At 61.9% G+C, this 21,782-nt stretch carries 22 protein-coding genes; 8 read left to right on the top strand and 14 right to left on the bottom strand.

The features are described from left to right. Positions 1-30: 30 nt before the first annotated feature. The 5 genes from RTCK_RS10010 to RTCK_RS09990 all read right to left on the bottom strand — a co-directional run bounded on the left by RTCK_RS10010 (position 31) and on the right by RTCK_RS09990 (position 4,620). The gene (locus tag RTCK_RS10010) at positions 31-744 is read right to left on the bottom strand and encodes an ABC transporter ATP-binding protein (RefSeq protein WP_142592703.1); all 714 of its coding nucleotides are present in this window, start codon (positions 742-744) and stop codon (positions 31-33) included. Then, a complete protein-coding gene (locus RTCK_RS10005; RefSeq protein WP_142592702.1) occupies positions 737-1,465 on the bottom strand; it encodes an ABC transporter ATP-binding protein in 729 nt (242 codons plus the stop codon). Before RTCK_RS10005 ends, RTCK_RS10010 begins: the two co-directional genes overlap by 8 nt. Then, on the bottom strand, positions 1,458-2,411 hold the full coding sequence (locus RTCK_RS10000; RefSeq protein ID WP_142519496.1) for a branched-chain amino acid ABC transporter permease: 954 nt from the start codon (positions 2,409-2,411) through the stop codon (positions 1,458-1,460). The genes RTCK_RS10005 and RTCK_RS10000 overlap by 8 nt, the downstream gene beginning before the upstream one ends. After that, positions 2,408-3,280: a branched-chain amino acid ABC transporter permease gene (locus tag RTCK_RS09995; RefSeq protein WP_142592701.1), complete on the bottom strand. Its 873-nt coding sequence runs from the start codon at positions 3,278-3,280 to the stop codon at positions 2,408-2,410. Before RTCK_RS09995 ends, RTCK_RS10000 begins: the two co-directional genes overlap by 4 nt. 107 nt (positions 3,281-3,387) lie before the next feature. Further along, a complete protein-coding gene (locus RTCK_RS09990) occupies positions 3,388-4,620 on the bottom strand; it encodes an amino acid ABC transporter substrate-binding protein (protein WP_142592700.1) in 1,233 nt (410 codons plus the stop codon). 167 nt (positions 4,621-4,787) lie between these two features. On the opposite strand from RTCK_RS09990, the gene RTCK_RS09985 reads away from it, so the two are divergent. Further along, complete coding sequence (locus RTCK_RS09985; protein WP_142592699.1) at positions 4,788-5,678, top strand: helix-turn-helix domain-containing protein; 891 nt, start codon at positions 4,788-4,790, stop codon at positions 5,676-5,678. Between the two features lie 121 nt (positions 5,679-5,799). Here RTCK_RS09985 and RTCK_RS09980 read toward each other — a convergent pair whose 3' ends face one another. From RTCK_RS09980 to RTCK_RS09960, 5 genes are all read right to left on the bottom strand, one after another. Beyond that, the gene (locus RTCK_RS09980) at positions 5,800-6,615 is read right to left on the bottom strand and encodes a DMT family transporter (protein WP_142592698.1); all 816 of its coding nucleotides are present in this window, start codon (positions 6,613-6,615) and stop codon (positions 5,800-5,802) included. Between the two features lie 160 nt (positions 6,616-6,775). Next, positions 6,776-7,297, bottom strand: coding sequence for a GreA/GreB family elongation factor (locus RTCK_RS09975; RefSeq protein WP_142592697.1), 522 nt, complete (start codon positions 7,295-7,297; stop codon positions 6,776-6,778). Between the two features lie 143 nt (positions 7,298-7,440). Continuing rightward, positions 7,441-7,878 (bottom strand): nucleoside diphosphate kinase regulator, encoded by a 438-nt coding sequence (gene rnk / locus RTCK_RS09970; protein ID WP_142519490.1) that lies wholly within the window; start codon positions 7,876-7,878, stop codon positions 7,441-7,443. Positions 7,879-8,260: 382 nt separating this feature from the next. Next, positions 8,261-9,622, bottom strand: coding sequence for an NADP-specific glutamate dehydrogenase (gdhA, locus tag RTCK_RS09965; RefSeq protein WP_142519489.1), 1,362 nt, complete (start codon positions 9,620-9,622; stop codon positions 8,261-8,263). Positions 9,623-9,935: 313 nt separating this feature from the next. Then, positions 9,936-10,199 carry a helix-turn-helix transcriptional regulator gene (locus RTCK_RS09960; RefSeq protein ID WP_142519488.1) on the bottom strand — a complete coding sequence of 88 codons (264 nt, stop codon included), beginning with the start codon at positions 10,197-10,199 and terminating at the stop codon, positions 9,936-9,938. 139 nt (positions 10,200-10,338) lie between these two features. Between RTCK_RS09960 and RTCK_RS09955 the strand changes: the two genes are divergently transcribed. From RTCK_RS09955 to mnhG, 6 genes are read left to right on the top strand one after another with little or no spacing between them, the layout of a single operon-like run. After that, complete coding sequence (locus tag RTCK_RS09955) at positions 10,339-13,260, top strand: monovalent cation/H+ antiporter subunit A (protein WP_328803960.1); 2,922 nt, start codon at positions 10,339-10,341, stop codon at positions 13,258-13,260. Beyond that, entirely contained in the window at positions 13,260-13,598 is a 339-nt protein-coding gene (locus RTCK_RS09950) for a Na+/H+ antiporter subunit C (protein WP_142519486.1), read from the top strand. The genes RTCK_RS09955 and RTCK_RS09950 overlap by 1 nt, the downstream gene beginning before the upstream one ends. Next, positions 13,595-15,223 carry a monovalent cation/H+ antiporter subunit D gene (locus RTCK_RS09945; RefSeq protein WP_185927982.1) on the top strand — a complete coding sequence of 543 codons (1,629 nt, stop codon included), beginning with the start codon at positions 13,595-13,597 and terminating at the stop codon, positions 15,221-15,223. The genes RTCK_RS09950 and RTCK_RS09945 overlap by 4 nt, the downstream gene beginning before the upstream one ends. A 2-nt stretch (positions 15,224-15,225) precedes the next feature. Further along, positions 15,226-15,702 carry a Na+/H+ antiporter subunit E gene (locus tag RTCK_RS09940; protein WP_142519485.1) on the top strand — a complete coding sequence of 159 codons (477 nt, stop codon included), beginning with the start codon at positions 15,226-15,228 and terminating at the stop codon, positions 15,700-15,702. Further along, complete coding sequence (locus RTCK_RS09935; protein WP_142519484.1) at positions 15,699-15,980, top strand: K+/H+ antiporter subunit F; 282 nt, start codon at positions 15,699-15,701, stop codon at positions 15,978-15,980. Before RTCK_RS09940 ends, RTCK_RS09935 begins: the two co-directional genes overlap by 4 nt. Then, positions 15,977-16,357: a monovalent cation/H(+) antiporter subunit G gene (gene mnhG, locus RTCK_RS09930; RefSeq protein WP_142519483.1), complete on the top strand. Its 381-nt coding sequence runs from the start codon at positions 15,977-15,979 to the stop codon at positions 16,355-16,357. Before RTCK_RS09935 ends, mnhG begins: the two co-directional genes overlap by 4 nt. Here mnhG and RTCK_RS21210 read toward each other — a convergent pair. The 4 genes from RTCK_RS21210 to RTCK_RS09910 form a co-directional block, all read right to left on the bottom strand. Further along, complete coding sequence (locus RTCK_RS21210) at positions 16,350-16,466, bottom strand: universal stress protein (protein ID WP_408004537.1); 117 nt, start codon at positions 16,464-16,466, stop codon at positions 16,350-16,352. The two genes, mnhG and RTCK_RS21210, sit on opposite strands and share 8 nt — an antisense overlap. Beyond that, positions 16,436-17,215: a universal stress protein gene (locus tag RTCK_RS09920; protein WP_142592695.1), complete on the bottom strand. Its 780-nt coding sequence runs from the start codon at positions 17,213-17,215 to the stop codon at positions 16,436-16,438. Before RTCK_RS09920 ends, RTCK_RS21210 begins: the two co-directional genes overlap by 31 nt. Before the next feature lie 31 nt (positions 17,216-17,246). Then, on the bottom strand, positions 17,247-18,224 hold the full coding sequence (locus RTCK_RS09915; protein WP_142592694.1) for a calcium/sodium antiporter: 978 nt from the start codon (positions 18,222-18,224) through the stop codon (positions 17,247-17,249). Between the two features lie 257 nt (positions 18,225-18,481). After that, positions 18,482-19,330, bottom strand: a complete 849-nt coding sequence (locus RTCK_RS09910; protein WP_142592693.1) for a ferritin-like domain-containing protein — start codon at positions 19,328-19,330, stop codon at positions 18,482-18,484. A 146-nt stretch (positions 19,331-19,476) separates the two neighbouring features. Between RTCK_RS09910 and RTCK_RS09905 the strand changes: the two genes are divergently transcribed. After that, positions 19,477-21,765: a NosR/NirI family protein gene (locus RTCK_RS09905; protein WP_142592692.1), complete on the top strand. Its 2,289-nt coding sequence runs from the start codon at positions 19,477-19,479 to the stop codon at positions 21,763-21,765. The last annotated feature ends 17 nt before the right edge of the window (positions 21,766-21,782 follow it).

Below are 21,782 nucleotides of genomic sequence, written 5' to 3'. Positions count from 1 at the left end.
TTTCTCCACTCTGCTCTCATTCTTGTCTGCTCAGGCCGCCCCGCCGAGGAAAGCCTGCTGGACGGCCTTGTCGTTCATCAGGCTTTCCGCCGTGCCCTCACCGGTAATCCTTCCGGCTTCGGCGAGATAGCCCCGATCGGCGATCGAAAGGCTCATCCTCACGTTCTGCTCGACGATCAGAAGGGCAAGACCCCGCTCCCTGATGCGTCCAAGGCTCCTGAAGAGCTCGCCGACGACCACGGGCGCGAGACCGAGGCTCGGCTCGTCCAGCATCAGCAGTTCCGGCCTGGACATCAGCGCGCGGCCGATCGCCACCATCTGCTGTTCTCCGCCCGACATGGTATTCACGTACTGGCTGCTGCGCTCCCGAAGCTTGGGGAAGAGCTCATAGACGAAGGCGCGGCTCTCTGCCGCATGGGCCCGTGCCCGCATAGCATAGGCTCCCAGTGCCAGGTTTTCCTCAACGGTCAGATCGCCGAAGACACCCCTGCCCTCCGGCACAAGAGCAATCCCTGTCTCCAGCACCTGATGAGCCGGCAGATCGGTGAGAGATCGGCCATCGAACATGATGGAGGCTCCCCGGTCAGGAGCCCTGATACCCGCAATCGCTTTCAACAGCGAGGACTTGCCGGCTCCGTTGGCACCGAGGATGACGACGGTTTCTCCCCTGCCTACGCGAATACGTACGTGATCGAGCGCCGCGTGATGGCCGTAGTGAAGCGACAGATCCGAAACCTCAAGCATGGGCGTCTCCCAGATAGGCGGTCACGACATGCGGATCGGCGAGCGCCTGCGCGGTCGGCGCATCGGCGATCTTGCGGCCGGCATTCATTACGACGCAGCGGTTGCAGACTGCACGGATCGCATCCATCACATGCTCGACCAGCAGGATCGTGATCCCGCGTTCCTTCAGCGAGAGAATGAGGTCGATCCCGGTGCGGAGTTCGGTGGGGTTGAGGCCGGCCAGCCATTCGTCGAGAAGCAGCAGTTCCGGATCGGCCGCGAGGGCACGCGCAAGCTCCATCCGCTTCTGGTCGATATAGGTGAGATCCTGGGCGCTGTGTTCGGCACGGCCGGCGAGGCCGACTTCCTCCAGCCGCCGCAACGCCTCCCGGTCCGCTTCTTCGCCCCACAGCTTGCGGCGTCCGAAGGCAAGGGATGCCACCACGTTTTCACGCACCGTGAGAGACGGCAGGCCGCGAACCAGCTGAAACGTTCGCGCCACGCCCTTCAGCGCGATGCGGTTGGGTGCCAGACCGGAGATGGTCTCCTCCCCCAAGGCGATCGTGCCGCCGGTCGGCGAAAGGTGACCCGAGATCATGTTGAGCACCGTCGTCTTGCCGGAACCGTTCGGGCCCAGCAGGCCGATCACTTCTCCCCGCACGATGCTGAAGGAGACCGCATTGACCGCCGTCAACCCTCCGAAGCGCTTGGTGAGGCCGGTAATCGTCAGAAGTTCACTCATCGGCGGTCCTCCCCGAAACCGGTTCGTTGCGCCGCCAGAGCGTCCACCTCTCCTCGATGAAGGCGAGGACGCCGCGCGGCAGCACGAAGACGATGGCGATGAAGATGAGGCCGAGGAAGATCGAATAGTGGTTCGGGAAGTTCGCAGAAAGCCATTCGAACATCAGAAACAGCGGCACGGCACCCAGAAGCGGCCCGGTGAGGCGGTGGGCGCCTCCCAGCAGTGCCATGATCAATGTCAGAAACGAGATGGTCGGATTGAAGGCGATCGATGGCTCGACATATGTCCAACGGGGAGCCTGGATGGCTCCGACGAGCGTGATGATGGTGCAGGAAAGGCCGAAGAGGGCCAGTTTTACGCCTGTGATGTTGATGCCGCAGTGGACGGCCACGACTTCGTCGTCGCCGATGACCCGCAGCGCCAGACCGATGCGGCTGCGCCCGATCCACCAGGCAATCGCAAAGGTTATGGCCGCCAAGGCGAGCAACTGCCAATAAATTCCTTCCGGGGTGATCGGCAGGAATATGTAGCGGCCCAACGTCCCGGTCACGTTGACTTCATACCACGTCACGAGTTGTCGGATCAGTTCGGCCAGTCCGAAGGTAAAGATGACGAAATAGACGCCCGCCAGCCGCAATGTCGCAATGCCTACGACAAGCGCGACACCCAGCCCGATGCCGGCGGCGACGAGCAGCAGCAGAGGATAGGGAATACTCTCGCTGAAGACGGCGACGGTATAGGCGCCGACGCCGAAGAATGCGACGGTCGCCAGCGAGACATAGCGGGTCGGTCCGGAAAACAAAGCCCAGGCGGTTGCCAGGACGACGTAGCCGAGCATCCCGATCATCAGCGTTACGCCATAGGGGCCGACAACGAAGGGAACGAAGGCGAGCGCTGCTATGGTCGCGATGAAGCCGGCGATGGCGAGAATGGTCTTGCCGTTCATCCTGCCCTCCTTCCGAACAGTCCGGAGGGGCGCCAAAGCAGAACGGCCAGGAAGATGCCGTAGGTCGCCGCCAGCGTCAGGCCCGGATCGACATAGGTGGCCACAAACGTTTCCACCACACCCAGGATGAGGCCCGCCGACAGCGCGCCGACGACGTTTCCTACTCCGCCCATGATGACGACGATCAGCGCTTTCATCGTGAAAACCACGCCGGAGGTCGCCGTGAACGTCTGGTACATCGAGATCACGACGCCGCCCGCAGCCGCGAGCCCTCCGCCGATGGCGAAGGCGTAGCGTGCCGCCTTGTTGACGTCGATCCCGACAAGCGGTGCGGAAGCCGGCGACACCGCGACCGCCCGCAATGCCGTGCCCCACAGGGTCCGCGTCAGGAGAAGGTAAAGCGCTCCACCGACGGTAAGGGCCAGCACCAGCGCCAGCAGCCGGTTGGCGGCCACGTTCGTCCCGAACAGCTCGACGGCGACATTGAGATAGTTGTAGCTCGTGAAGTTCGCCCCGAAGGTGACGAGCAGCACGCCCTGAATGACGAAAAGCAGGCCGAACGTCGCGAGGATGGAGTCGATCTCCAGGCTCGCCTTGTCACGTGCGCGGGCTACCAGGGGCTTCATCATGACGCCGTAGATCACGTATCCGAACGCGAAACCCGCAGGAATGGTGATCAGCAGGCCGAGCACCGGGTTGATGCCGTATCCCGTGTAGATGACGTAGGCGAGAAACGCGGCGGAGATGATCATCTCGCCATAGGCAAGGTTCATGATGCGCGCGATGCCGTACTGGAGCGTCAGCCCCATCGCGACGAGCGCATAGGTCCCGCCGAGCACCAGCCCGGACAACAGGGCCGTGACGAGCATCGGCCTTTCTCCTTCACTTGAATTTCAGGCAGCCGGTTCTTCGGCCGCTCGCCGGGGATATCCTCTCCCCTCGTTCGGGGAGAGGTACAGTCGAACAGAGCCAGGGCTTAGTTCTTTTTCCAGGCTTGACGCGGCAGGGTCGCCTTGCTCGCACCGGGCCGGTCTTCGGGGGCAATGCCGACGAACACGCCGTTCTGCCACTGACCCGTCCACCACAGCTGACGAAGCTGGTTGTCTTCGAACTTCGTTTCGTCGCTCAACACAGTCTTGAACGTGCCCGTGGACAGCTCTTCCGAGACGGCATCGCGGTCGAGGCCCTTGCGCTTGATGGCCTCCTGCAGCATCTGCAGGCTCGCATAGGTAATGACGCTGCCCCAATAATCCGGCGCCTTGCCCGTCACCTCTTCGTGCCGCTTGCGATAGGCGTTGTTCGCCTCGTTCCTGGGGTCCACTCCGCCGAGGCTCATAATGCCTTCGGCGTTGGCGCCGTTGTTCTTCGCGAAAATGGGGAAGCCCGTGCCGACGCCGAGATACAGGATCTTCGGATTGAAGTCGGCAACCTGCGCCTGCTGCGTCAGCGCAAAGGTTTCCGGCGGATAGGAGAAGGCGACGAAAGTATCAGCGCCATTGGACATGACTTCGTTCAGAATAGGCGAGAAATCCGTCGTGCCGGCCGGATAGGTCTTGTCGTAGACCACCTCGATCCCGGCTTCTTCGAAGGCGGGGCGGGCCGCGGTCACCAGATCGATGCCGAAACCGTCGGCGACGGAAATCATGGATACCTTGTTGTTGATGGTGCCCGCCTTGCTCGCATCGGCAATGACCTTCGCCAGCGCCTCTGCATAGTCATGGCCGCCGCCGAGCATCCAGAAACTCTTCTTCCAGCGCTTGACGAAGTCCGGCGCCTTGTCCGTCACCGACGAAACCGCAAGCTGCGGGTAGCCGTACCGGTCGAAAAGGGGTGCGACAGCCAGATTGAAGCCCGTGCTCCACGGCGGCAGGATGAAGTCCACCTCATCCTGGGCCGCCAGCCGCTCGACAGCCCGCACGACCTCTTCGGAGGACGAGCGATCATCGTACTCGACGACCTCGATCGGCAGCTTCTTGCCGTCGGGCATTTCAAGCCCGCCGGCATCGTTCACGTCCTTCACCCACAGCTCATAATTGGGAATGGTCGTGATGCCGGCGCCACCGGCATTGGGGCCCGTCTTGGAGACGGCATAGCCAATCTTGACGGAAGTACGCTCCTGGGCCGAGGCAACGCCGCCGAAACCGAAGGCAAGCGTAGAAACGGCAAGGGCCATCGTGCGCAGGATCTGCCTGCGTAGCAAGTTTTTCATGGTGTCCTCCCTTGGGCCCGCTCCTCCGGGCCATGACTGCCTTCTAGAGGTTGGCTCTTTAGCCGGCCTCTGATCAGACGGGAGCAGCTTATCAGGTCTTATCTTCTGTCAAATAGACTTTTACAGGAGATACTGGTACTTTTGACGGAGCCCCAAGAGGAAGAGCGATGACATCGTCATCATCTGCAATCCCCGTTCCTGCTGCTCCACCGCCCGGACCGGTGGAGGCACAGCTTTTTCACGGTGGTCTTTCCCGGACAGAATGGACATTTCGCGGTCGCCGAAGCCGCATCTTCGTCATTCAGTCGGGTGGGGGCTTTCTGAAGTTCGGAGAGCGGCAAGTGGAACTCGCCGGGCCTGCTCTCGTCTGGACACCGGCAGGCGAGAAAGGAGCCATCATCTTCGACGCCGGCGTCGAAGGCGGCGCTTTGGCCGTTCCCGACGTCGTGCTCGGATCTGCAATGCCCGCAGGAGCGGTCTTTTCTCAGGTGCGAGAGGCGATAGCGCGCCCTATCTTCGGCACCCGCCTGTCGGTTCCGGATGCAAGACGCCTGCTGTCGATGATCTCCTCGATCGGACAGGAATTGCGCACCGACCTGCCGGGCGCACAGGAAGCGGTGCGTCATCATCTGGCGCTTCTGCTTCTCGCCCTTTGGCGGCTTTCCGAGCCGGTGGCCGAACAAGCCCAACCATCGCCACGAATGATCGTCCGTGGCTTCGTCCATCTGGTCGAGCTCCATGCGAGGGAACACTGGACCATTCCTCGGTATGCCGCCGCACTCGGGATCACGGCAGACCGGCTCAACACGGCGGTCCGCAGGAGCACCGGGCGTACGCCGATGGAACTGATTCATGGCCGGCTCGTGGTCGAGGCGGGAATGCTTCTGGACAAGAGCACGATGCAGATAACAGAGATCGCTGCCGCCCTCGGTTTCAGGGATCCCGCCTATTTCAGCCGTTTCTTCAAACGCACCACCGGCCGCTCACCCAAATCCTACCGCGAGGATACTGCCCTGAGGCGGGCATCCCGGGATACGAGCTACGCGGCATGGCCGTAACAGGAATGGCAGCCCGCATAGGGTCGGGCCTCTGACCATACGCTATCTTCCTAGACCTGCTCTCCCCACCGAAGGCTCGCCTGTCGCTCGGGCGGCCGTTGATCCGCTTCATCGCACAGGCCTATCGGCGCTCCGCCATCACCGCGCGGTAGTTGGAGAAGAGGATGATGCCGCCGCCGAGGAAGACCCACAGATCAATGGCCTCCGCATAGGAGTAGTAGCCGACGACGGCGGCAAGCGGCACGCGCAGAAAATCGATCGGCATGACGACCGAGGCATCCAGCCGCTTGAGTGCCTGCGCTTGGCAGTAGTGGGCGGCCAGCGCGCCCAGTCCCGCCACCAGCATCCAGGGCACATCGGTCACATGCACCTCACGCCAGTCCGTCAAAGCGGCAAAAAAACCGAGCGGCAGTTGTATGAGGATCATCCACACTACGATCGCGCCCGGCGAGCACTGCCTTGTCAACTGCTTCACGAAGATCAGCGACAGGCCGTAGCCGGCTGCTGCGATAAGCACGAGGCCGGCGGCCGGATCGACCATGCCGACGCCCGGCCGGACGATCACGAGCACGCCGATAAAGCCGCCGATGGTCGCCAGGATTCGCGGAGTCGTCAGCCTCTCCTTGAGGAATATCCAGGCAAAGAAGGCGACCCAGATCGGCATGGTGAATTCAAGCGCGAAGACCGATGCGAGCGGAAGCAGCACGACGCCGATCGTCCAAAGATACTGCGCAACAAAATGCACCACGTTTCGAACGAGGTGCAGACGGATCAGCTTCAGCCCCCGAAGCTCCGGCAGAAGAGCCCTGCCAAGCGCAAGGATCACGAAGAGCCCGACAAGGGCCCGGAAGAAGAGTACCTGCTGGATGGAAAGGGTAGCGGCAAGCTCTCGGGAGCCGACGGACATTCCGATGAAGGAGGCCATGCTTAGCGCCATCCAGACCAAACCCTGACCAAACTGCGAACGAGGCTCTGCTTGAACAGACAAAGTTTCGTTTGACATCGTGTTCCTCTAACTCCCCGCCCGCAGGCCATTCGCATGCAACGCCCAGGGGCGTTTTGCGGCCGGGCAATTTGCCCGTGCCGCATGGTCCCGATCAGGCGGCCGAAGGGCCGGGATCGTCATGGCCGCCGGACATGATCCGGAAAGAACGCGGCGACTCGTCCCTGCCACCGCGTACGAGCGTCAGGAGAGGCTTGCGTTCAGCCGAGGCCGTGCCCCGCCGCTGGCTGGCCTGTGGCTGGTAATGCACCTTTTCCAGCAGAATCCGCTCCTCTAGCCCGTCGCGATTGGAGAACACGCATTCGTCCCCTTCCGCAAGTCCCAGCAGCGCCATTCCCCGCAATGTGGTGATGGAGAGGGACATCCCCACCACGGAGGCGACGCCCTCGAGCACGAGAGCCCGCGTCTGACGTTCGCCGCCATTGACCGTGAAGGTCACGCGACTGTTCAGGCTCGCCACGGTTTCAGGCAGATCTTCTGCGAACACGACGAGCGCGGAACCGAGCTTGCGCCGGAGGATGGGGGTAAGCGGGTCCTCCGTTCCCAAGCGGTTGTCCCGCATGGCTTCGAGGATGGTGAAGTCCTTGGTGGTGAGGATCGGGTTGTCCTTTGACATCGCAGTTCTCCATAGCTCCCTTGGGAGCACGCACATCGGAAATGAACGGGAGACCCCTGCCCGCACGAAGCAGGGCAGGGGCTAATATCCTGCGATAAGGCAACCTCCGAACAGCGAGAGGCGCGAGAACGGCTTGGTGCCGGTCATGACGCGGTCCGCATGTCTGCTGCGGCAATCTCTGCCGGAGCCTCAACCGTTTCCACGGTCAGGCGATGCAGACGCCCATCCCGCGCGGTCCAGTTGATAGACTGGCCCGCGGACAGACCGATGAGAGCCGCTCCGATCGGCGTGAGGATCGAAACCTTTCCGGCGGCGATATCCGCTTCGCCCGGGAAGACGAGCGTGACCTGCCGGTCTTCCCCCAGGTCACTGGTGAACCGCAGGCTGGATCCCATCCGGACGACATCGGCAGCAATCTTCGCATCCGGCACGATCCGCGCCCGATCGAGCTCCGCCAGAAGCTCGTCGGCAACCTCCGGATTTCGGGCGGCGTAGCTTTCGGCCAGGCGCCAGAGGCGCTCGTGGTCGGAGCGGGTCATGATGATGGCAGGCTTGCGGTGTGTTTTGGTTTCGGGAGCCATCTCTGGGTCTCCTTGCTGAGTTGGCCGCAGCCGCACCTCGGGTGCCTGCGGAAGATCAAAGGGAATTTTTGAAGAATGTCGCCTGCTTCTCGGTGCCAGGACCGGATGCGGCTTTAACCGCCGATACCCCACGGCCGGGGCGCGACGCGACCGAGCCGGGGGTCAGGTGCCTGCGATGGGGCACACCCGCTTGAAAACAGCAATGGTCAGCTCGTTCAACATAAGACGAACATGGGCTTGATCACGGCGGAAGTCAAGCAAGCCATGGAGTGGCAGCGCCAGCACGGGCGGCATCGCCGTCGGTTGCGCCAGCTTACGGCCCTCGCTCTGAAAGCCCATCCGCGGAACTAATAGTCTTTTCCGCGGAAAGCCGGATTGCTCTTCAAATGATGCCAAGCGCATCCATTGCCTGCGCCACTTTCACGAAGCCTGCGATGTTGGCACCCAATACATAGTCGCCCGGAGCGCCATATTCATCCGCCGTGCCGGCGCAGGTGTCGTGAATATTGCGCATGATCGTGGCCAGACGTGCTTCGGTCTGTTCGAAGGTCCAGCTGTCTCGCGAGGCGTTCTGCTGCATTTCGAGTGCCGAGGTCGCAACTCCGCCGGCATTGGCGGCCTTGCCGGGAGCGAACAGGACCCCGGCTTCCTGAAATATCCGGATTGCCTCGGGCGTCGAAGGCATGTTTGCACCTTCACCGACGGCCATGACGCCGTTCGCCACCAGCGTCTTCGCATCGGCGCCGGTGAGTTCATTCTGGGTCGCCGAAGGCATGGCGACATCACATGGCACGTCCCAGATCGTCCCGTTGTCGGCCTTTACGAAATAGGCTCCCTTGCCTTCGCCCTTGAGCTTCAGGTAGTCGGCGATCCGGGCCCGCCGAACTTCCTTTACTTCCTTCAGAAGCTTCAGATCGATGCCATTTTCATCGACGACGTAACCGGAGCTGTCGGAGATCGCTATCACCTTGCCGCCAAAGGACTGCACCTTCTCAACCGTATAGATGGCCACGTTACCGGAGCCGGAAACGACGACCTTCTTGCCGTCGAAGCTCTCTCCCTTGGTCGCCAGCATGGACTGCACGAAATAGGTGTTGCCGTAGCCCGTGGCTTCCGTGCGAGCCCGTGAGCCGCCGTAGAAGAGTGCCTTGCCCGTGAGGACGCCTGCCTCGTACCGGTTTGTCAGCCGCTTGTACTGGCCGAACATATAGCCGATCTCGCGCCCGCCGACCCCGATGTCGCCTGCAGGGACGTCGATATATTCGCCTATGTGGCGGTGCAGCTCGATCATGAAGGACTGGCAGAAGCGCATGATCTCGCCGTCGGAGCGGCCTCGGGGATTGAAGTCCGAACCGCCTTTCCCGCCACCGATCGGCAGACCGGTCAAAGCGTTCTTGAAGGTCTGCTCGAAGCCGAGGAACTTGATGATCCCGACATTGACCGAGGGATGGAAACGGATTCCTCCCTTGTAAGGACCGAGCGCCGAGTTGAACTGCACCCGGAAGCCGCGATTGATCTGAACCCGGCCTTCGTCATCGACCCACGGCACCCTGAAGATGATCTGCCGCTCTGGCTCGCAGATCCGTTCGATCAGTGCATTCTCGAGATAGCGGGGGTGTTTGGCGATAACCCGCCCGAGGCTTTCCAACACTTCCCGAACTGCCTGGTGAAACTCAAGCTCTCCTGCATTGCGCCGCAGCACCTCCTGCAGGATTGGTTCGAGCTTCTCATCAACATTGACCATTTCTTGACCTCAGTGCGCACGATTTGTGCAATCGCGCGATCCATTAACGCAAGGAATGGAAAAGTCGAAGGGATTTTTGCAAGGCCGCAACGGCAGCGGCAGCACGAGGGCCCTCAGCCGTCGGAGCCGAAAAAGATGCCTTGAAGGATCGAACCCTTCCTCGGTTCCGCTGACAGAGCGCCGCAGCCATTGTTGGAATCCGCGAGCGACGTCCACAAGGGCGCCATCGCCTCCCCCACCAATGCGACGAAACGACGCGCCGGGATAGGCCCGCGCAGCTACCCTTGGGCGATGCACCAAGCAGCGGGTGGGATCAGCAATGGCTCGGGACGGTGCTGCACACACCCGTCCCATGGCCTTCAATGGGACCGAAGACCACGCCGCCCTCCTCGAGAGCCCGGACAAGCTGGGCGGCCGTCGAACGATGAAGCCCGTGCCGGTTGCCTTCAAAGTCCCGGATCGTGCTGCGGGACACCAGCGAACGGGCCGCCAGTTCCTCCTGCGTCCAATCGAGGAGAGCGCGTGCGGCACGGCATAGTGCCGGCGTCAGACAAGATTCATTTGTAGCCTGCCCCATATGTTCTATATAACCCACCACTGGCGAAATGCCAATCGGGCTGTTAGGATAGCTGAGAGACTGCGATCATCGCTGCACTCGTCAGGAATCGGCCTTCCAGGCTGCCTCGGCATCGAAAATTGGAGAATCATCGCTTGGGATAACGGGCACGCCTACATTCCTCTTGCTGATCATGAGCCTGCCGTTCATCGGCAGCTTCGCGATCGCCCTGTTGCTGCAGACGAATTCGAGGCTCCTCCCCGCCACCGTCGCGGGCCTCGTGGCCGCCACGGTAACCATTGCCACCGCCACTCTTTATCCATTGATCATGGACGGCGGCGTTGTCCGTTTCGAGATGGAGTGGCTGCCGCAACTCGGCGTCAATCTTACGCTGAGGATGGACGGCCTGGCATGGATCTTCTCCATGCTCGTCGGGACCATCGGCTTCCTGGTGGTCCTCTATGCGCGCTACTACATGACGGAAGACGATCCTGTCCCGCGGTTCTTTTCCTTCCTGCTGGCCTTCATGGGCTCGATGCTGGGCATCGTCATTTCCGGCAACGTCATCGTGCTTTCGATCTTCTGGGAGCTTACCAGCCTCTCGTCTTTCCTGCTGATCAGCTACTGGCATCAGAGTTCCGCCGCCCGCGACGGTGCACGTATGGCTCTCACGGTCACGGCTGCCGGCGGTTTCTGCCTGCTCGCCGGACTGCTGATCCTGGGCAACATCGTCGGAAGCTACGATCTCGATGCCATTCTTGCGGCCGGCGACCAGATCAAGGGTCACCCGCTCTACCTGACGAGCCTCGTACTCATCCTGCTCGGTGCACTGACCAAAAGCGCGCAGTTCCCTTTCCACTTCTGGCTGCCCAATGCGATGGCGGCTCCGACGCCCGTTTCCGCCTACCTCCATTCGGCGACGATGGTGAAGGCGGGCGTGTTTCTGCTGGTGCGGCTGTCACCCGCCCTTTCCGGCACCTACGAGTGGTTCATGCTGGTCGGGCTCGCCGGTATCACGACGCTGGTCCTCGGCGCCTATTTTGCGATGTTTCAGCAGGACCTGAAAGGCCTCCTCGCCTATTCCACCATCAGCCATCTGGGACTGATCACCACACTTCTCAGCCTCGGCAGCCCAATCGCAACGGTCGCGGCGATTTTCCACATGGTCAACCACGCAACCTTCAAGGCGTCGTTGTTCATGGCGGCGGGTATCATCGATCATGAGACGGGCACGCGCGACATGCGCCGCCTCAGCGGACTTCTGCGCTACCTGCCGATCACCGGCCGGCTGGCTATGGTCGCCAGCGCAGCAATGGCCGGCGTCCCGCTCCTGAACGGCTTCCTTTCGAAGGAAATGTTCTTCGCAGAAGCCGTTGAGACCCACGCGAATTCCCGGCTGGATACCGCGCTTCCGTATCTGGCGGTTGCGGCAAGCGCATTCAGCGTCGCCTATTCGCTGCGCTTCATACATTCGGTCTTTTTTGGCCCACCGCCGCACGATCTGCCGAACCAGCAGCCGCACGAACCGCCGAGATGGATGCGCTTTCCCATCGAATTCCTGGTGGTCGCCTGCCTGGTCGTCGGCATCGTGCCCAACCTCACGATCGGACCGTTTCTGAAGGAGGCGGCGTTCAGCGTGCTCGGGCAATCGACGCCGCACTACAGCCTGTCGATCTGGCACGGCCTGAACCTGCCCCTGCTGATGAGCATGCTGGCACTGGTGCTCGGCTCCGCCATCTATGTCGTGTTCAGGCACTATTTCTCGCGTTGCGACGATGGCCCACCGTGGTTCCGCCACCTTCGGGGACAGCGCATTTTCGAGCGTGTGCTCGTCACCGTCTCCTGGCGCTGGGCACGAAGTCTGGAGGGAAGGCTCGGCACCCGCAACCTGCAACCACAACTGCGATGGGTCGCCTTCATCGGGTTCATGGCAGCGCTGCTGCCGCTCTACCTTTCCGGCTTCCAGTCCCGCATGATCGCGCCTTCCGGCATCGACATCCCCTTCATCGGCTTGTGGGCGATCGGCAGCGGTCTTGCCATCGGAACAGCCTATCTTGCCAAATATCATCGACTCGCGGCGCTCGTGATGCTCAGCGGCGTCGGGCTCGTCGTCTGCACCACCTTCGTCTGGCTGTCGGCACCGGACCTGGCGGTGACGCAGTTGCTGGTCGAGATCGTGACCACCGTCCTCATCCTTCTCGGGCTGCGATGGCTGCCGAAGCGGACAGAGGAACTGAAAGACGAAATGACGTTCCGGGCGCGCTTCCGGCGCTTCCGGGATCTCCTTCTAGCCGTCACTTGCGGCATCGGAATGTCCTTCATCGCCTATGCCGTCATGACGATGAGCGTTCCGGATGCGATCGCGAACTTCTTCCTCCAGAACGCCTATTCGCAAGGGGGCGGCCGCAATGTCGTCAACGTCATTCTGGTTGATTTCCGCGGTTTTGACACGCTCGGAGAAATCACCGTTCTCGGGATCGTCGCGCTGACCGTCTACGCGCTGCTGCGCCGTTTCCGCCCGGCGGCGGACAGCATGGCGCCGCCCGATCAACAACAGGCGCAATTCGTCTTCGATGACCAACAGCCGGATCGGGAGGTGGGCGACACGGTGCGCGACTATCTGGCCGTTCCCTCCGTCATCATGCAGTGGATGTTTCCGTTCATCATCACGCTTGCGATCTACATCTTCATCCGAGGGCACGATCTTCCGGGTGGAGGCTTCTCTGCCGGACTGACCATGTCGATCGCCTTCCTGCTGCAATACCTGGCAGGTGGAACCCGCTGGGCCGAGGAACGCATCCGCATCCTCCCGTTACGTTGGATGGGAGCGGGTCTTCTGATCGCCGCGGCAACCGGGGTTGGCGCCTGGTTCCTCGGCTACCCCTTCCTGACCTCGCACTCGCGCTATCTCGATCTACCACTGATCGGCAAGGTGCCCGCCGCGACCGCCATGATCTTCGACCTTGGCGTCTTCTTGCTCGTAGTCGGTTCGACCGTTCTCATCCTCGTGGCTCTGGCCCACCAGTCGATCCGCATCAACCGCCTCAGGGCCCTTGAGGAAACAAGGGAGGAGGCTGCCTGATGGAACTGGTCCTTTCGATCGCGATCGGCGTAATGACGGCCTGCGGCGTATGGCTGATCCTTCGTCCGCGAACCTACCAGGTCATCGTCGGCCTCTCGCTCCTTTCCTATGCCGTCAACCTGTTCATCTTCGGCGTAGGTGGCGTGAAATCGGACGAGCCGCCTCTGCTCGGCGAGGGCGTGTCGGTCGCGACGCTCACGGATCCGGTACCACAGGCGCTGGTGTTGACGGCGATCGTCATCGGCTTCGCCACCACTGCACTGTTTCTCGTCGTCCTGCTGGCCTCACGCGGCCTTACAGGAAGCGACCATGTGGACGGACGGAGCGATCCGCGATGATCGCCTGGTCGCAGCATCTCATCATTCTGCCGATCCTGCTGCCTCTCCTTGCGGGGACTGTCTTGTTGTTCATCGCCGACCGTCAACGCGTCGTGAAGGCGATGGTCAGCCTCGCCAGCACGATCGCATTGGCGGCCATCTCCCTGATGCATGTCGGCATGATTGCCGGCCAAGGCAGTTTCGACGGCGTCTATCTTCTGGGAAACTGGGAGGCCCCCTTTGGGATCGTTCTCGTGGCCGATCGCCTTTCGGCCTTCATGGTGGCGCTGACGGCGGTCTTGGCCGTGCCGATCCTGACATTCTCCCTGGCGCGATGGCATTCGGCAGGGGCGCATTTCCACAGCCTCTACCAGTTCCTCCTGATGGGGCTGAACGGCGCCTTCCTGACCGGCGACCTCTTCAACCTCTTCGTCTTCTTCGAGGTGATGCTGGCCTCATCCTACGGCCTCGTTCTGCATGGCTCCGGCCCGCTCCGGGTGAAGGCGGGGATGCACTACATCGTCGTCAATCTGGCCGCAGCGCTCCTTTTCCTGATCGGCGTCAGCCTGATCTACGGAACCGCCGGCACCCTCAACATGGCCGACCTTGCCGAGCGCATTCCCGCCATTGAGCCGGATCGGCGCATGCTGATGGAAGCGGGAGCAGCCGTTCTCGGTGTCGCCTTCCTGACCAAGGCGGGCATGTGGCCGCTGTGCTTCTGGCTTCCGAGCGCCTACAGCGTCGCGGCGGCCCCGGTCGCGGCCATCTTCACGCTCATGAGCAAGGTCGGGGTCTACATCATCCTGCGGCTGACCCTGCTGTTGTTTTCCGAAGGCCCCTCCGCCGGCTTCGGCAGCGAGGTCCTGCTTTACGGCGGCATGGCAACCCTAGTCTTCGGGACGATCGGTGTCCTGGCCTCCCAGGCCTTGGGGCGGATCGGCGCCTATTCGGTCCTCGTCTCGTCCGGAACGCTCCTTGCCGTTATCGGGCTCGGGGATGCAGCCGCAACCTCCGCCGCACTTCTCTATCTCCTCAGTTCGACCCTGACCCTGGGCGCCTTCTTCATGCTGGTCGAACTGGTCGAGCGAAGTCAGGATGCCGGTGCGACCGTGCTCGCAGTCACCATGGAAGCCTATGGCGACGCCGATGACGACATTCCGGAAGAGGTTGAGGGTGTCACCATGCCGGCTACCCTCGCCATGCTCGGCATCTGCTTTGCAGCCTGCACGATCCTGCTCTCCGGCCTTCCGCCCCTTTCCGGCTTCGTCGCGAAGTTCGCCATGCTCTCGGCGCTGATCGGGACCGGTTCGATCGGCGTCCCCCCCAGCGGGCCCGCTCTGGTCCTCGTCACCCTGGTCATCCTCGGCGGACTGGCCACGCTGATCGCCCTCACCCGCGCCGGCATCCGGACCTTCTGGAGCTCGATCGAGGGCACGGTGCCTCGCGTGCTGGTGATGGAGATCGTTCCCGTAATGCTGATCCTGGCCGTAACCGCGGCGCTGGCGGTGAAGGCGGGACCTGCGTTGGCCTACATGGAGGCGACCATTAGGACCATCGAGAAACCGAGCCTCTACAGCGGTGCGGTTCGACAGGTGGTGCCGGTACCCTCGTGGCGCGACAGCCGGCCGACCCAGGAGGGCGACTGATCATGTTTCCCTACCCTCTCCTGACCATCGCGCTTCTAGTGATGTGGCTTCTCCTCAACGGCTTCACATTCGGGCACCTCCTTCTCGGAGGGACCGTGGCCGTATTCGCATCCTGGGGCATGGCCGCCCTGCGGCCCGACAAGCCAAGGCTGCGCAAATGGTATCTTCTCCCGAAGCTGTTCGGGATCGTGATGCTGGATATCATCCGTTCCAACCTCGCGGTCGCCTGGATCATCCTCCGCGGACGAGCCCCCGGCCACCGGTCATCGTTCATCATTCTCCAGCTCCAACTGCGGGACCCCACCGCCTTGGCCATCCTCGCAGTCATTATAACGAGTACACCGGGCTCCGCCTGGCTCGAGTACGACTCGCGTCGCAGCTCAGTCCTGATCCACGTTCTTGATCTGGTTGACGACGAAGCGTGGGCCAACCTCATCAAGAACCGCTATGAAAAGCTGTTGCTGGAGATCTTCTCATGAGCGCAATCATCATTTTCACCGCCATCAGCCTGGCGCAGATCATGCTGGTGATTGCGATGGCTATCGCCTCGATCCGGATGTTCTACGGTCCCAGGGCGCAGGACCGGATCATCGGGCTCGACGCGATCTACGTAAACGCGATGCTGTTGCTGGCCACCTTCGGCATCGGCACCGGCAAGACCGTCTATTTCGAGGCCTCGCTGGTGATCGGAGTGCTCGGCTTCGTATCAACGGTATCCCTGGCGAAGTTCCTGATGCGGGGTGAGGTGATCGAATGACCTATTCTGCCGCAGACATTCCGGTTTGGGCAGCGATCCTGATCGCCTTCTTCCTGTTGGCGGGAGCTTTCCTCGCGCTGCTCGGTGCGGTCGGCTTTCTGAGGCTCCCCACCTTCTACGAACGCATCCATGCGCCGACGCTCTCCACGAGTTGGGGAACCGGAGGCATCATGACAGCCTCCATCCTCTTCTTCAGCATCTCGGGCGGGCGGCTGGTGGCTCACGAACTCCTGATCGGCATATTCATCACGGTTACCACACCGGTGACCTTCATGCTGCTGGCCCGCGCCGCCTTGCATCGCGACCGCGTCGAGAACCACCCGGACATACCGCGGCGGGACGGCGTCACACCGGGAGACGACACGACCGTCAACTAATCGGCGGTGACGGTACCGCCAGAACGTCCACGTCGGCATCACGCAGCACCTGCTCCGCGACACTGCCGAGCAACATCTTCATGAGTCCGGTCCGGCCATGCGTGCCCACCGCCACGAGATCGGCCCCCAGTTCGTGGGCCAACTGGAGGATGATCGGCGCATCGGCCCGTCAGCTCGGCGAACAAATGTGGTGGCCGGCAATATTCCGTGCCCTTGAAGGAATTCGCTCAGTTCCTGCGATGCTCTCTGCTCCTGGTCGCGCACATAGTCGGCAACATCGGCCTTGCCTATCCCGGAGAAAAGCATCGTGGAGGCCACCGGTGCATCGAATACGTATACGACGGAGAGAGCCGTCTTGCGGTCCAACCCCAGGTGCTCGACTGCATTGAGCGCTGCCGCCGACGTCTGCGACAGATCGACGGCCAGCAGCACATGCCGGTACTCACCAGCCGGCGTGCCATTGGCCATCAACACGGGTTGACGACTAACGCGGATGGCTCGTTCAGCCGTGGTGCCGACGAAAACATCCCTGAAGAGGTGCCGGCGGTGGGGACCGATCACGGCGAGATCGGGCTCCAGATCCTTGCAAGCCTGCAGGAAGGCGGTCGAGGCATCGCCGAGGACGACGAGTGACTGGCAGGCTACGCCGTCAATCTGCCGGATAGCCAGCACCTGCTCTGCCAAAAGGCTTTCGGCCGCCGCCCGTTCTGCTTCGACCAGACGGGGCGCCTGATCGTCCTTCACCGCATGCACGAGCGTGAGTGAAGCAGACAGCGACTTCGCCAGGATAGTCGCACGCCGGATCGCCCTGTCGGAACGGCTCGAGAAATCGGTACCAACGACTATCTTCTTCGTCATGATCCGTCCTACGCCTGTGGTCTCCGCAGGCTCACGCCCGTGTTGCAATCAGGTAACTCAGGTATGCCGCATAGAGGGCGACGAAACTGCCGCCTTCCCATCGCGATACCTGACGGCCGCTATACAACACCGGAACGCAGAGCAGACCAACCATCGTCATTACGGGAATGTCCACCTTAACGAGCATCTCCGCCACTTTGATGGGTATGCCGGGAACCGCCAACGTCAGCCCAAGAATGATGAATATGTTATAGGCGCTGCTACCGAGGAGGTTGGCGATGGCGATATCCCGCTCCTTGCGCAGGGTGGAGATCAGGGTCGTCACCAGCTCCGGCGACGAGGTGCCGATGGCAATGATCGTCAATCCGATGAACTCGTCGGACACTCCCCAGTGCCGCGCGAGGTCGATGGCGCCCTCGACAAGCCAATCGGCGCCGAGGACGACTACGGTAATGCCCGCCATGAGCACCAGAAGATCTCGCTGCCAAGAGTACCCCTCTGACGAGGGGTTCGAGATCACTTCAAGTTCCTCTGCGATCCTCATCTTGATGGCACGGCTTTCCCGCCTCGCCGAGTGAACGATTGCTGCCGTGTAGGCAACCGAACACAGCACAAGGATGATTCCGTCGCTTCTGGTCAGAACTCCGTCCCATGCCATGTAGAGAAGCATCAATGAGGCCACGGCGATCATCGGCAAATCCAGCCACAGGGTTTCGGTGCGTATCGCAAGAGGCGCGGCGAGCGCGCTCAGTCCGAGGATCAGCAGGATGTTGACGACATTGGTACCGGCGATATTGCCGACAGCCAGGTCGCCACTGCCGCTCAATACGGCATCGATGCCGACCGCAAGCTCGGGCGTGCTGGTACCGACGGCAACGATCGTCGCGCCGATCACTACCGGTGATATGTTGAACCGGGCGGCGAAACGCGTGCCGCTGCTTACGATGAATTCGGCTCCTACGATGAGGAGGATCAAGCCACCGATGCATTCCAGGACTGCAATCAGCATAAGGCGGTCCGGGGCTCCACCCGATGTTCAAGCGCACTCGCGGTCGTAGCAGCCGGCAAGAACGCTCGGCTTCGCGTCATGTCGACGTTCTCCCATGATCCGGCTCGGGCTCTTGGCTCCCCCGCGCACGTTGTATCGGACAAGATTTCTCCGGGGTACCTCAATTCAGCCCGTAGCGGAAACTTGGAATATGGAAATGCTGAGCCCCAAGCTCGGCGCATCCGAAAGCCTTCCTTTGCCACACCCGCCGCGAACCGCTAGCTGTCACCCCTGACCGCATGAAGACAGGCAAGGACAGCCCCGGCAGCACTCTGTGCCTGCTGTTGCGCGCTGTCGTCACGCTGCCGCTCGGCGATGGCGAGATAACAGTCGAGCAGAAACTCGCATAGCGGCACGAGCCGTCCCTCGATTGCTTCCGAGGTCTGATCCGGCAATCTATGCCGATCGAACTGCTTCTCCGAGACGGAGGCGCTTCGCCTCCTCGCCTCCTCGGCCAACTGTCCGAAGCGAACCGCCTGTTGGCCGGAAAGCTCGCTCGCCCGTTTAGACAACTGATCGGCAAGCTGCAGTTCGAGCGCAGCAATATCGACGGGAAGGCGAGTTCCCGCAGTACGACGCAAGTCGTGGAAGGCGCGGCGGCGCTCGCGCCGCAGGGTCGCGACATGCCCCAATTCCTCCCTTGCCATCCGCTCCGCCGCCTGGCGAACCTCGTCGTTTGGAGCATGGGCGGCAACATAGGTCCAGAAGACGAAGGCACGCTCCTCATTTCGGACTGCCATCGAGAAGGCACGATAGGAGTCGAGGAGTTCGGGCGCAACCACTGCCGCCCCCTCGTCGTCGAACAGCGGCTCCGCCATCTCCACATCCTGGATGTGCTGGAGCTTCCTGCTGTCGACCCAGTCGTCCACATTCTTCAGGTGCCCCTGCTCTTCGAGGCGCAGCGCATCGAATACTTCTGCAAGATCCGCACGGTTCTCGCGTCGCATCCGGTCGCTGAGGGCCATATAGCCGCGGATCGCCTCCTGCTCCATCGAACGCGCGATGGCCAGCAATTCCTCAAGATTGGCGATCAGCCAGGGATCCGGTCCCTTCTTCCTGTCTTCCATTACCGATGCCCCTCCTGACGTCTGAAAGCGGATACCTGCCACAGTGCGCCAATCTGGATGCCAAACTTTGCGTCACATCAAAGAGGGCCTCCGACATCTTCTCTAAACCTCGATGCCGAGCCGGCATAGGTACAGGTATCTCAAGCATGACGAACGGTGCTATGGCATCCAACGGAATTAGAACATTGCTGGCTTTTGCAGTAATGCTGTTCCTCGCCGTGGCGTACGCCCTCCCCGCGCAGGCGGCGGGGCAGTTGGCAAGTTTTCTGGACAAGGTCCAGCCGGGCGAACTGTTCAATGGGGCGGATCGCTTTGGCGAACCGAGTGGTGATCCGCCGATCGTTCCGGTCATGCGCGGTGACGATATCCTCGGCTATGCCTATCTGAATTCCGATTTCACCAGTTCGATCGGCTATTCCGGGAAGCCAATTCACATCGTCGTCGGCATCGATCCGAACGGCGTGATCCGCGGCTTCAAGCTGGTCGATCACAAGGAGCCCATCGTCCTCATCGGCATTCCCGAGGAGAAGGTCGTTGCGTCGATGAACGCGCTGATCGGCAAGGACATGGGGCGCGTGGCCTCGGGTGCGGAACGTCCGCCTCAGGTCGACATCGTCAGCGGTGCTACCGTGACCGTCCTCGTCATGGGCGACAGCGTTTCGCGCGCGGCAGTCCAGTTGATCCGCAGCAATAGGTTGAGCATAGATCTGGCGCCCGGCACCGCGGCACAGGCAGAAATTCGCAAGATCAATCCATCCGAGGTGGAGATCCGTGACTGGCAGACGCTGCTGGGCGACGGTTCCGTCCGCAGCCTGCGCCTGACTGTGGGGGAAGTGTCGGACGCATTCCGGCAGGCCGGCCAGACGATCGCAGCCGACAAGCCGGAAACGAAAAATCCTGCAGACAACTTCATCGACCTCTATCTCGCTCCCGCAAGCGTGCCGGCCATCGGACGTTCGCTCCTTGGCGATGCTGCCTATGAACGGCTCGCCGAGCGCCTGAAGCCGGGCCAGTCGGCCATTCTCGTCGCGGGCGACGGCGCCTATTCCTTCAAGGGATCGGGATATGTCAGGGGGGGCATCTTCGACCGGATCGAACTGCTGCAGAACGGCCAGGGACTGCGTTTCCGCGATCGCGACCATACCCGCATCCCGGTCCTCGCCGCAGAGGGCGCACCGCGTCTGCGCGAAATTGCTCTCTTTACAGTGCCGACCGATTTCGCTTTCGACATGACGCAGCCCTTCGAACTGCAGATGCTGGTGCAGCGGAACGCCGAGGGCCGCAACAAGTCGGTGCTCAACTACAACCTGGGTTACACGCTGCCGGACAGGTACGTGACGATCGAGACGCCGCCAGCGGCACCTCCGCCTGCCGCGCCCGCGCCGCAGGCGGAGGTGCCCTCTCCGACCAGCGACCTGCTGACCGACCAGCAGATCGCCGACGGCCAGCCGTTGTGGATGCGCATGTGGGACATGAATCGCATCAACATCGGCATCACCGCGGCAGCGCTGCTGGTGCTGACCGGCATATTCTTCTTCCAGGACTGGCTCGTGAAGCGCCCGACGCTGTTCGCCTGGGTCCGTCGCGGCTTCCTCCTCTTCACGCTCGTCTGGCTCGGCTGGTATGCGAATGCCCAGTTGTCGGTCGTGAACGTGCTAACCTTCGTGAACTCGCTCATTACCGGCTTCAACTGGGAATTTTTCCTGTCGGCGCCGCTGATCTTTATCCTCTGGGCGGCAGTGGCTGCCGGCCTTCTCTTCTGGGGACGCGGTCCGTTTTGCGGCTGGCTCTGCCCCTTCGGCGCGCTGCAGGAGCTTACCAATACCGTGGCGCAGTGGCTGAAGGTGCCGCAGGTGCGCCTGCCTTGGGGCCTGCACGAGCGTCTCTGGCCTCTCAAGTACATCATCTTCCTCGGCCTGTTCGGTCTGTCACTTTACTCGCTGGCACTTGCGGAGATGTTTTCCGAGGTCGAGCCGTTCAAGACCGCCATCGTCCTGAAGTTCGCGCGCGAATGGCCTTTTGTGATCTTCGCTCTCACCATGCTGGCTGCCGGCCTCTTCATCGAGCGGTTCTATTGCCGCTACGTCTGCCCCCTGGGGGCCGCACTCGCCATTCCCGGCCGCATCCGCATGTTCGAATGGCTGAAGCGCTGGCCGGAATGCGGTTCGCCGTGCCAGCGCTGCGCCAAGGAATGTCCCGTCCAGTCGATCCATCCGGAGGGGCAGATAAACGTCAATGAGTGCATCTACTGCATGCATTGCCAGGAGCTCTACCACGACGACCAGCGCTGTCCGCACATGATCCAGGTGCGGCTGAAACGAGAGAAGTTCATGGCGCTCTCGACGCCGGCGTCCCGAGGCGAAGTGCCAGCCAAGACGGTTGTCACACACAAGGGCGCACCGATCGAAAGGTCGCCTGCGACGCAATCCGAGTAACCACCCAAGGAGAGGGA

The organism is Pseudorhizobium endolithicum, assembly GCF_902153245.2.
Classification (GTDB): domain Bacteria; phylum Pseudomonadota; class Alphaproteobacteria; order Rhizobiales; family Rhizobiaceae; genus Neorhizobium; species Neorhizobium endolithicum.
The sequence above is the reverse complement of the archived record's forward strand: the minus strand, read 5'-3'. Positions and strand labels throughout refer to the sequence as shown.

Coding starts and splice junctions, on each gene's coding strand:
- RTCK_RS10010 (WP_142592703.1), bottom strand. CDS start 744: ATGCTTGAGGTTTCGGATCTGTCGCTTCACTACGGCCATCACGCGGCG.
- RTCK_RS10005 (WP_142592702.1), bottom strand. CDS start 1,465: ATGAGTGAACTTCTGACGATTACCGGCCTCACCAAGCGCTTCGGAGGG.
- RTCK_RS10000 (WP_142519496.1), bottom strand. CDS start 2,411: ATGAACGGCAAGACCATTCTCGCCATCGCCGGCTTCATCGCGACCATA.
- RTCK_RS09995 (WP_142592701.1), bottom strand. CDS start 3,280: ATGCTCGTCACGGCCCTGTTGTCCGGGCTGGTGCTCGGCGGGACCTAT.
- RTCK_RS09990 (WP_142592700.1), bottom strand. CDS start 4,620: ATGAAAAACTTGCTACGCAGGCAGATCCTGCGCACGATGGCCCTTGCC.
- RTCK_RS09985 (WP_142592699.1), top strand. CDS start 4,788: ATGACATCGTCATCATCTGCAATCCCCGTTCCTGCTGCTCCACCGCCC.
- RTCK_RS09980 (WP_142592698.1), bottom strand. CDS start 6,615: ATGGCGCTAAGCATGGCCTCCTTCATCGGAATGTCCGTCGGCTCCCGA.
- RTCK_RS09975 (WP_142592697.1), bottom strand. CDS start 7,297: ATGTCAAAGGACAACCCGATCCTCACCACCAAGGACTTCACCATCCTC.
- rnk (WP_142519490.1), bottom strand. CDS start 7,878: ATGGCTCCCGAAACCAAAACACACCGCAAGCCTGCCATCATCATGACC.
- gdhA (WP_142519489.1), bottom strand. CDS start 9,622: ATGGTCAATGTTGATGAGAAGCTCGAACCAATCCTGCAGGAGGTGCTG.
- RTCK_RS09960 (WP_142519488.1), bottom strand. CDS start 10,199: ATGGGGCAGGCTACAAATGAATCTTGTCTGACGCCGGCACTATGCCGT.
- RTCK_RS09950 (WP_142519486.1), top strand. CDS start 13,260: ATGGAACTGGTCCTTTCGATCGCGATCGGCGTAATGACGGCCTGCGGC.
- RTCK_RS09945 (WP_185927982.1), top strand. CDS start 13,595: ATGATCGCCTGGTCGCAGCATCTCATCATTCTGCCGATCCTGCTGCCT.
- RTCK_RS09940 (WP_142519485.1), top strand. CDS start 15,226: ATGTTTCCCTACCCTCTCCTGACCATCGCGCTTCTAGTGATGTGGCTT.
- RTCK_RS09935 (WP_142519484.1), top strand. CDS start 15,699: ATGAGCGCAATCATCATTTTCACCGCCATCAGCCTGGCGCAGATCATG.
- mnhG (WP_142519483.1), top strand. CDS start 15,977: ATGACCTATTCTGCCGCAGACATTCCGGTTTGGGCAGCGATCCTGATC.
- RTCK_RS09920 (WP_142592695.1), bottom strand. CDS start 17,215: ATGACGAAGAAGATAGTCGTTGGTACCGATTTCTCGAGCCGTTCCGAC.
- RTCK_RS09915 (WP_142592694.1), bottom strand. CDS start 18,224: ATGCTGATTGCAGTCCTGGAATGCATCGGTGGCTTGATCCTCCTCATC.
- RTCK_RS09910 (WP_142592693.1), bottom strand. CDS start 19,330: ATGGAAGACAGGAAGAAGGGACCGGATCCCTGGCTGATCGCCAATCTT.
- RTCK_RS09905 (WP_142592692.1), top strand. CDS start 19,477: ATGACGAACGGTGCTATGGCATCCAACGGAATTAGAACATTGCTGGCT.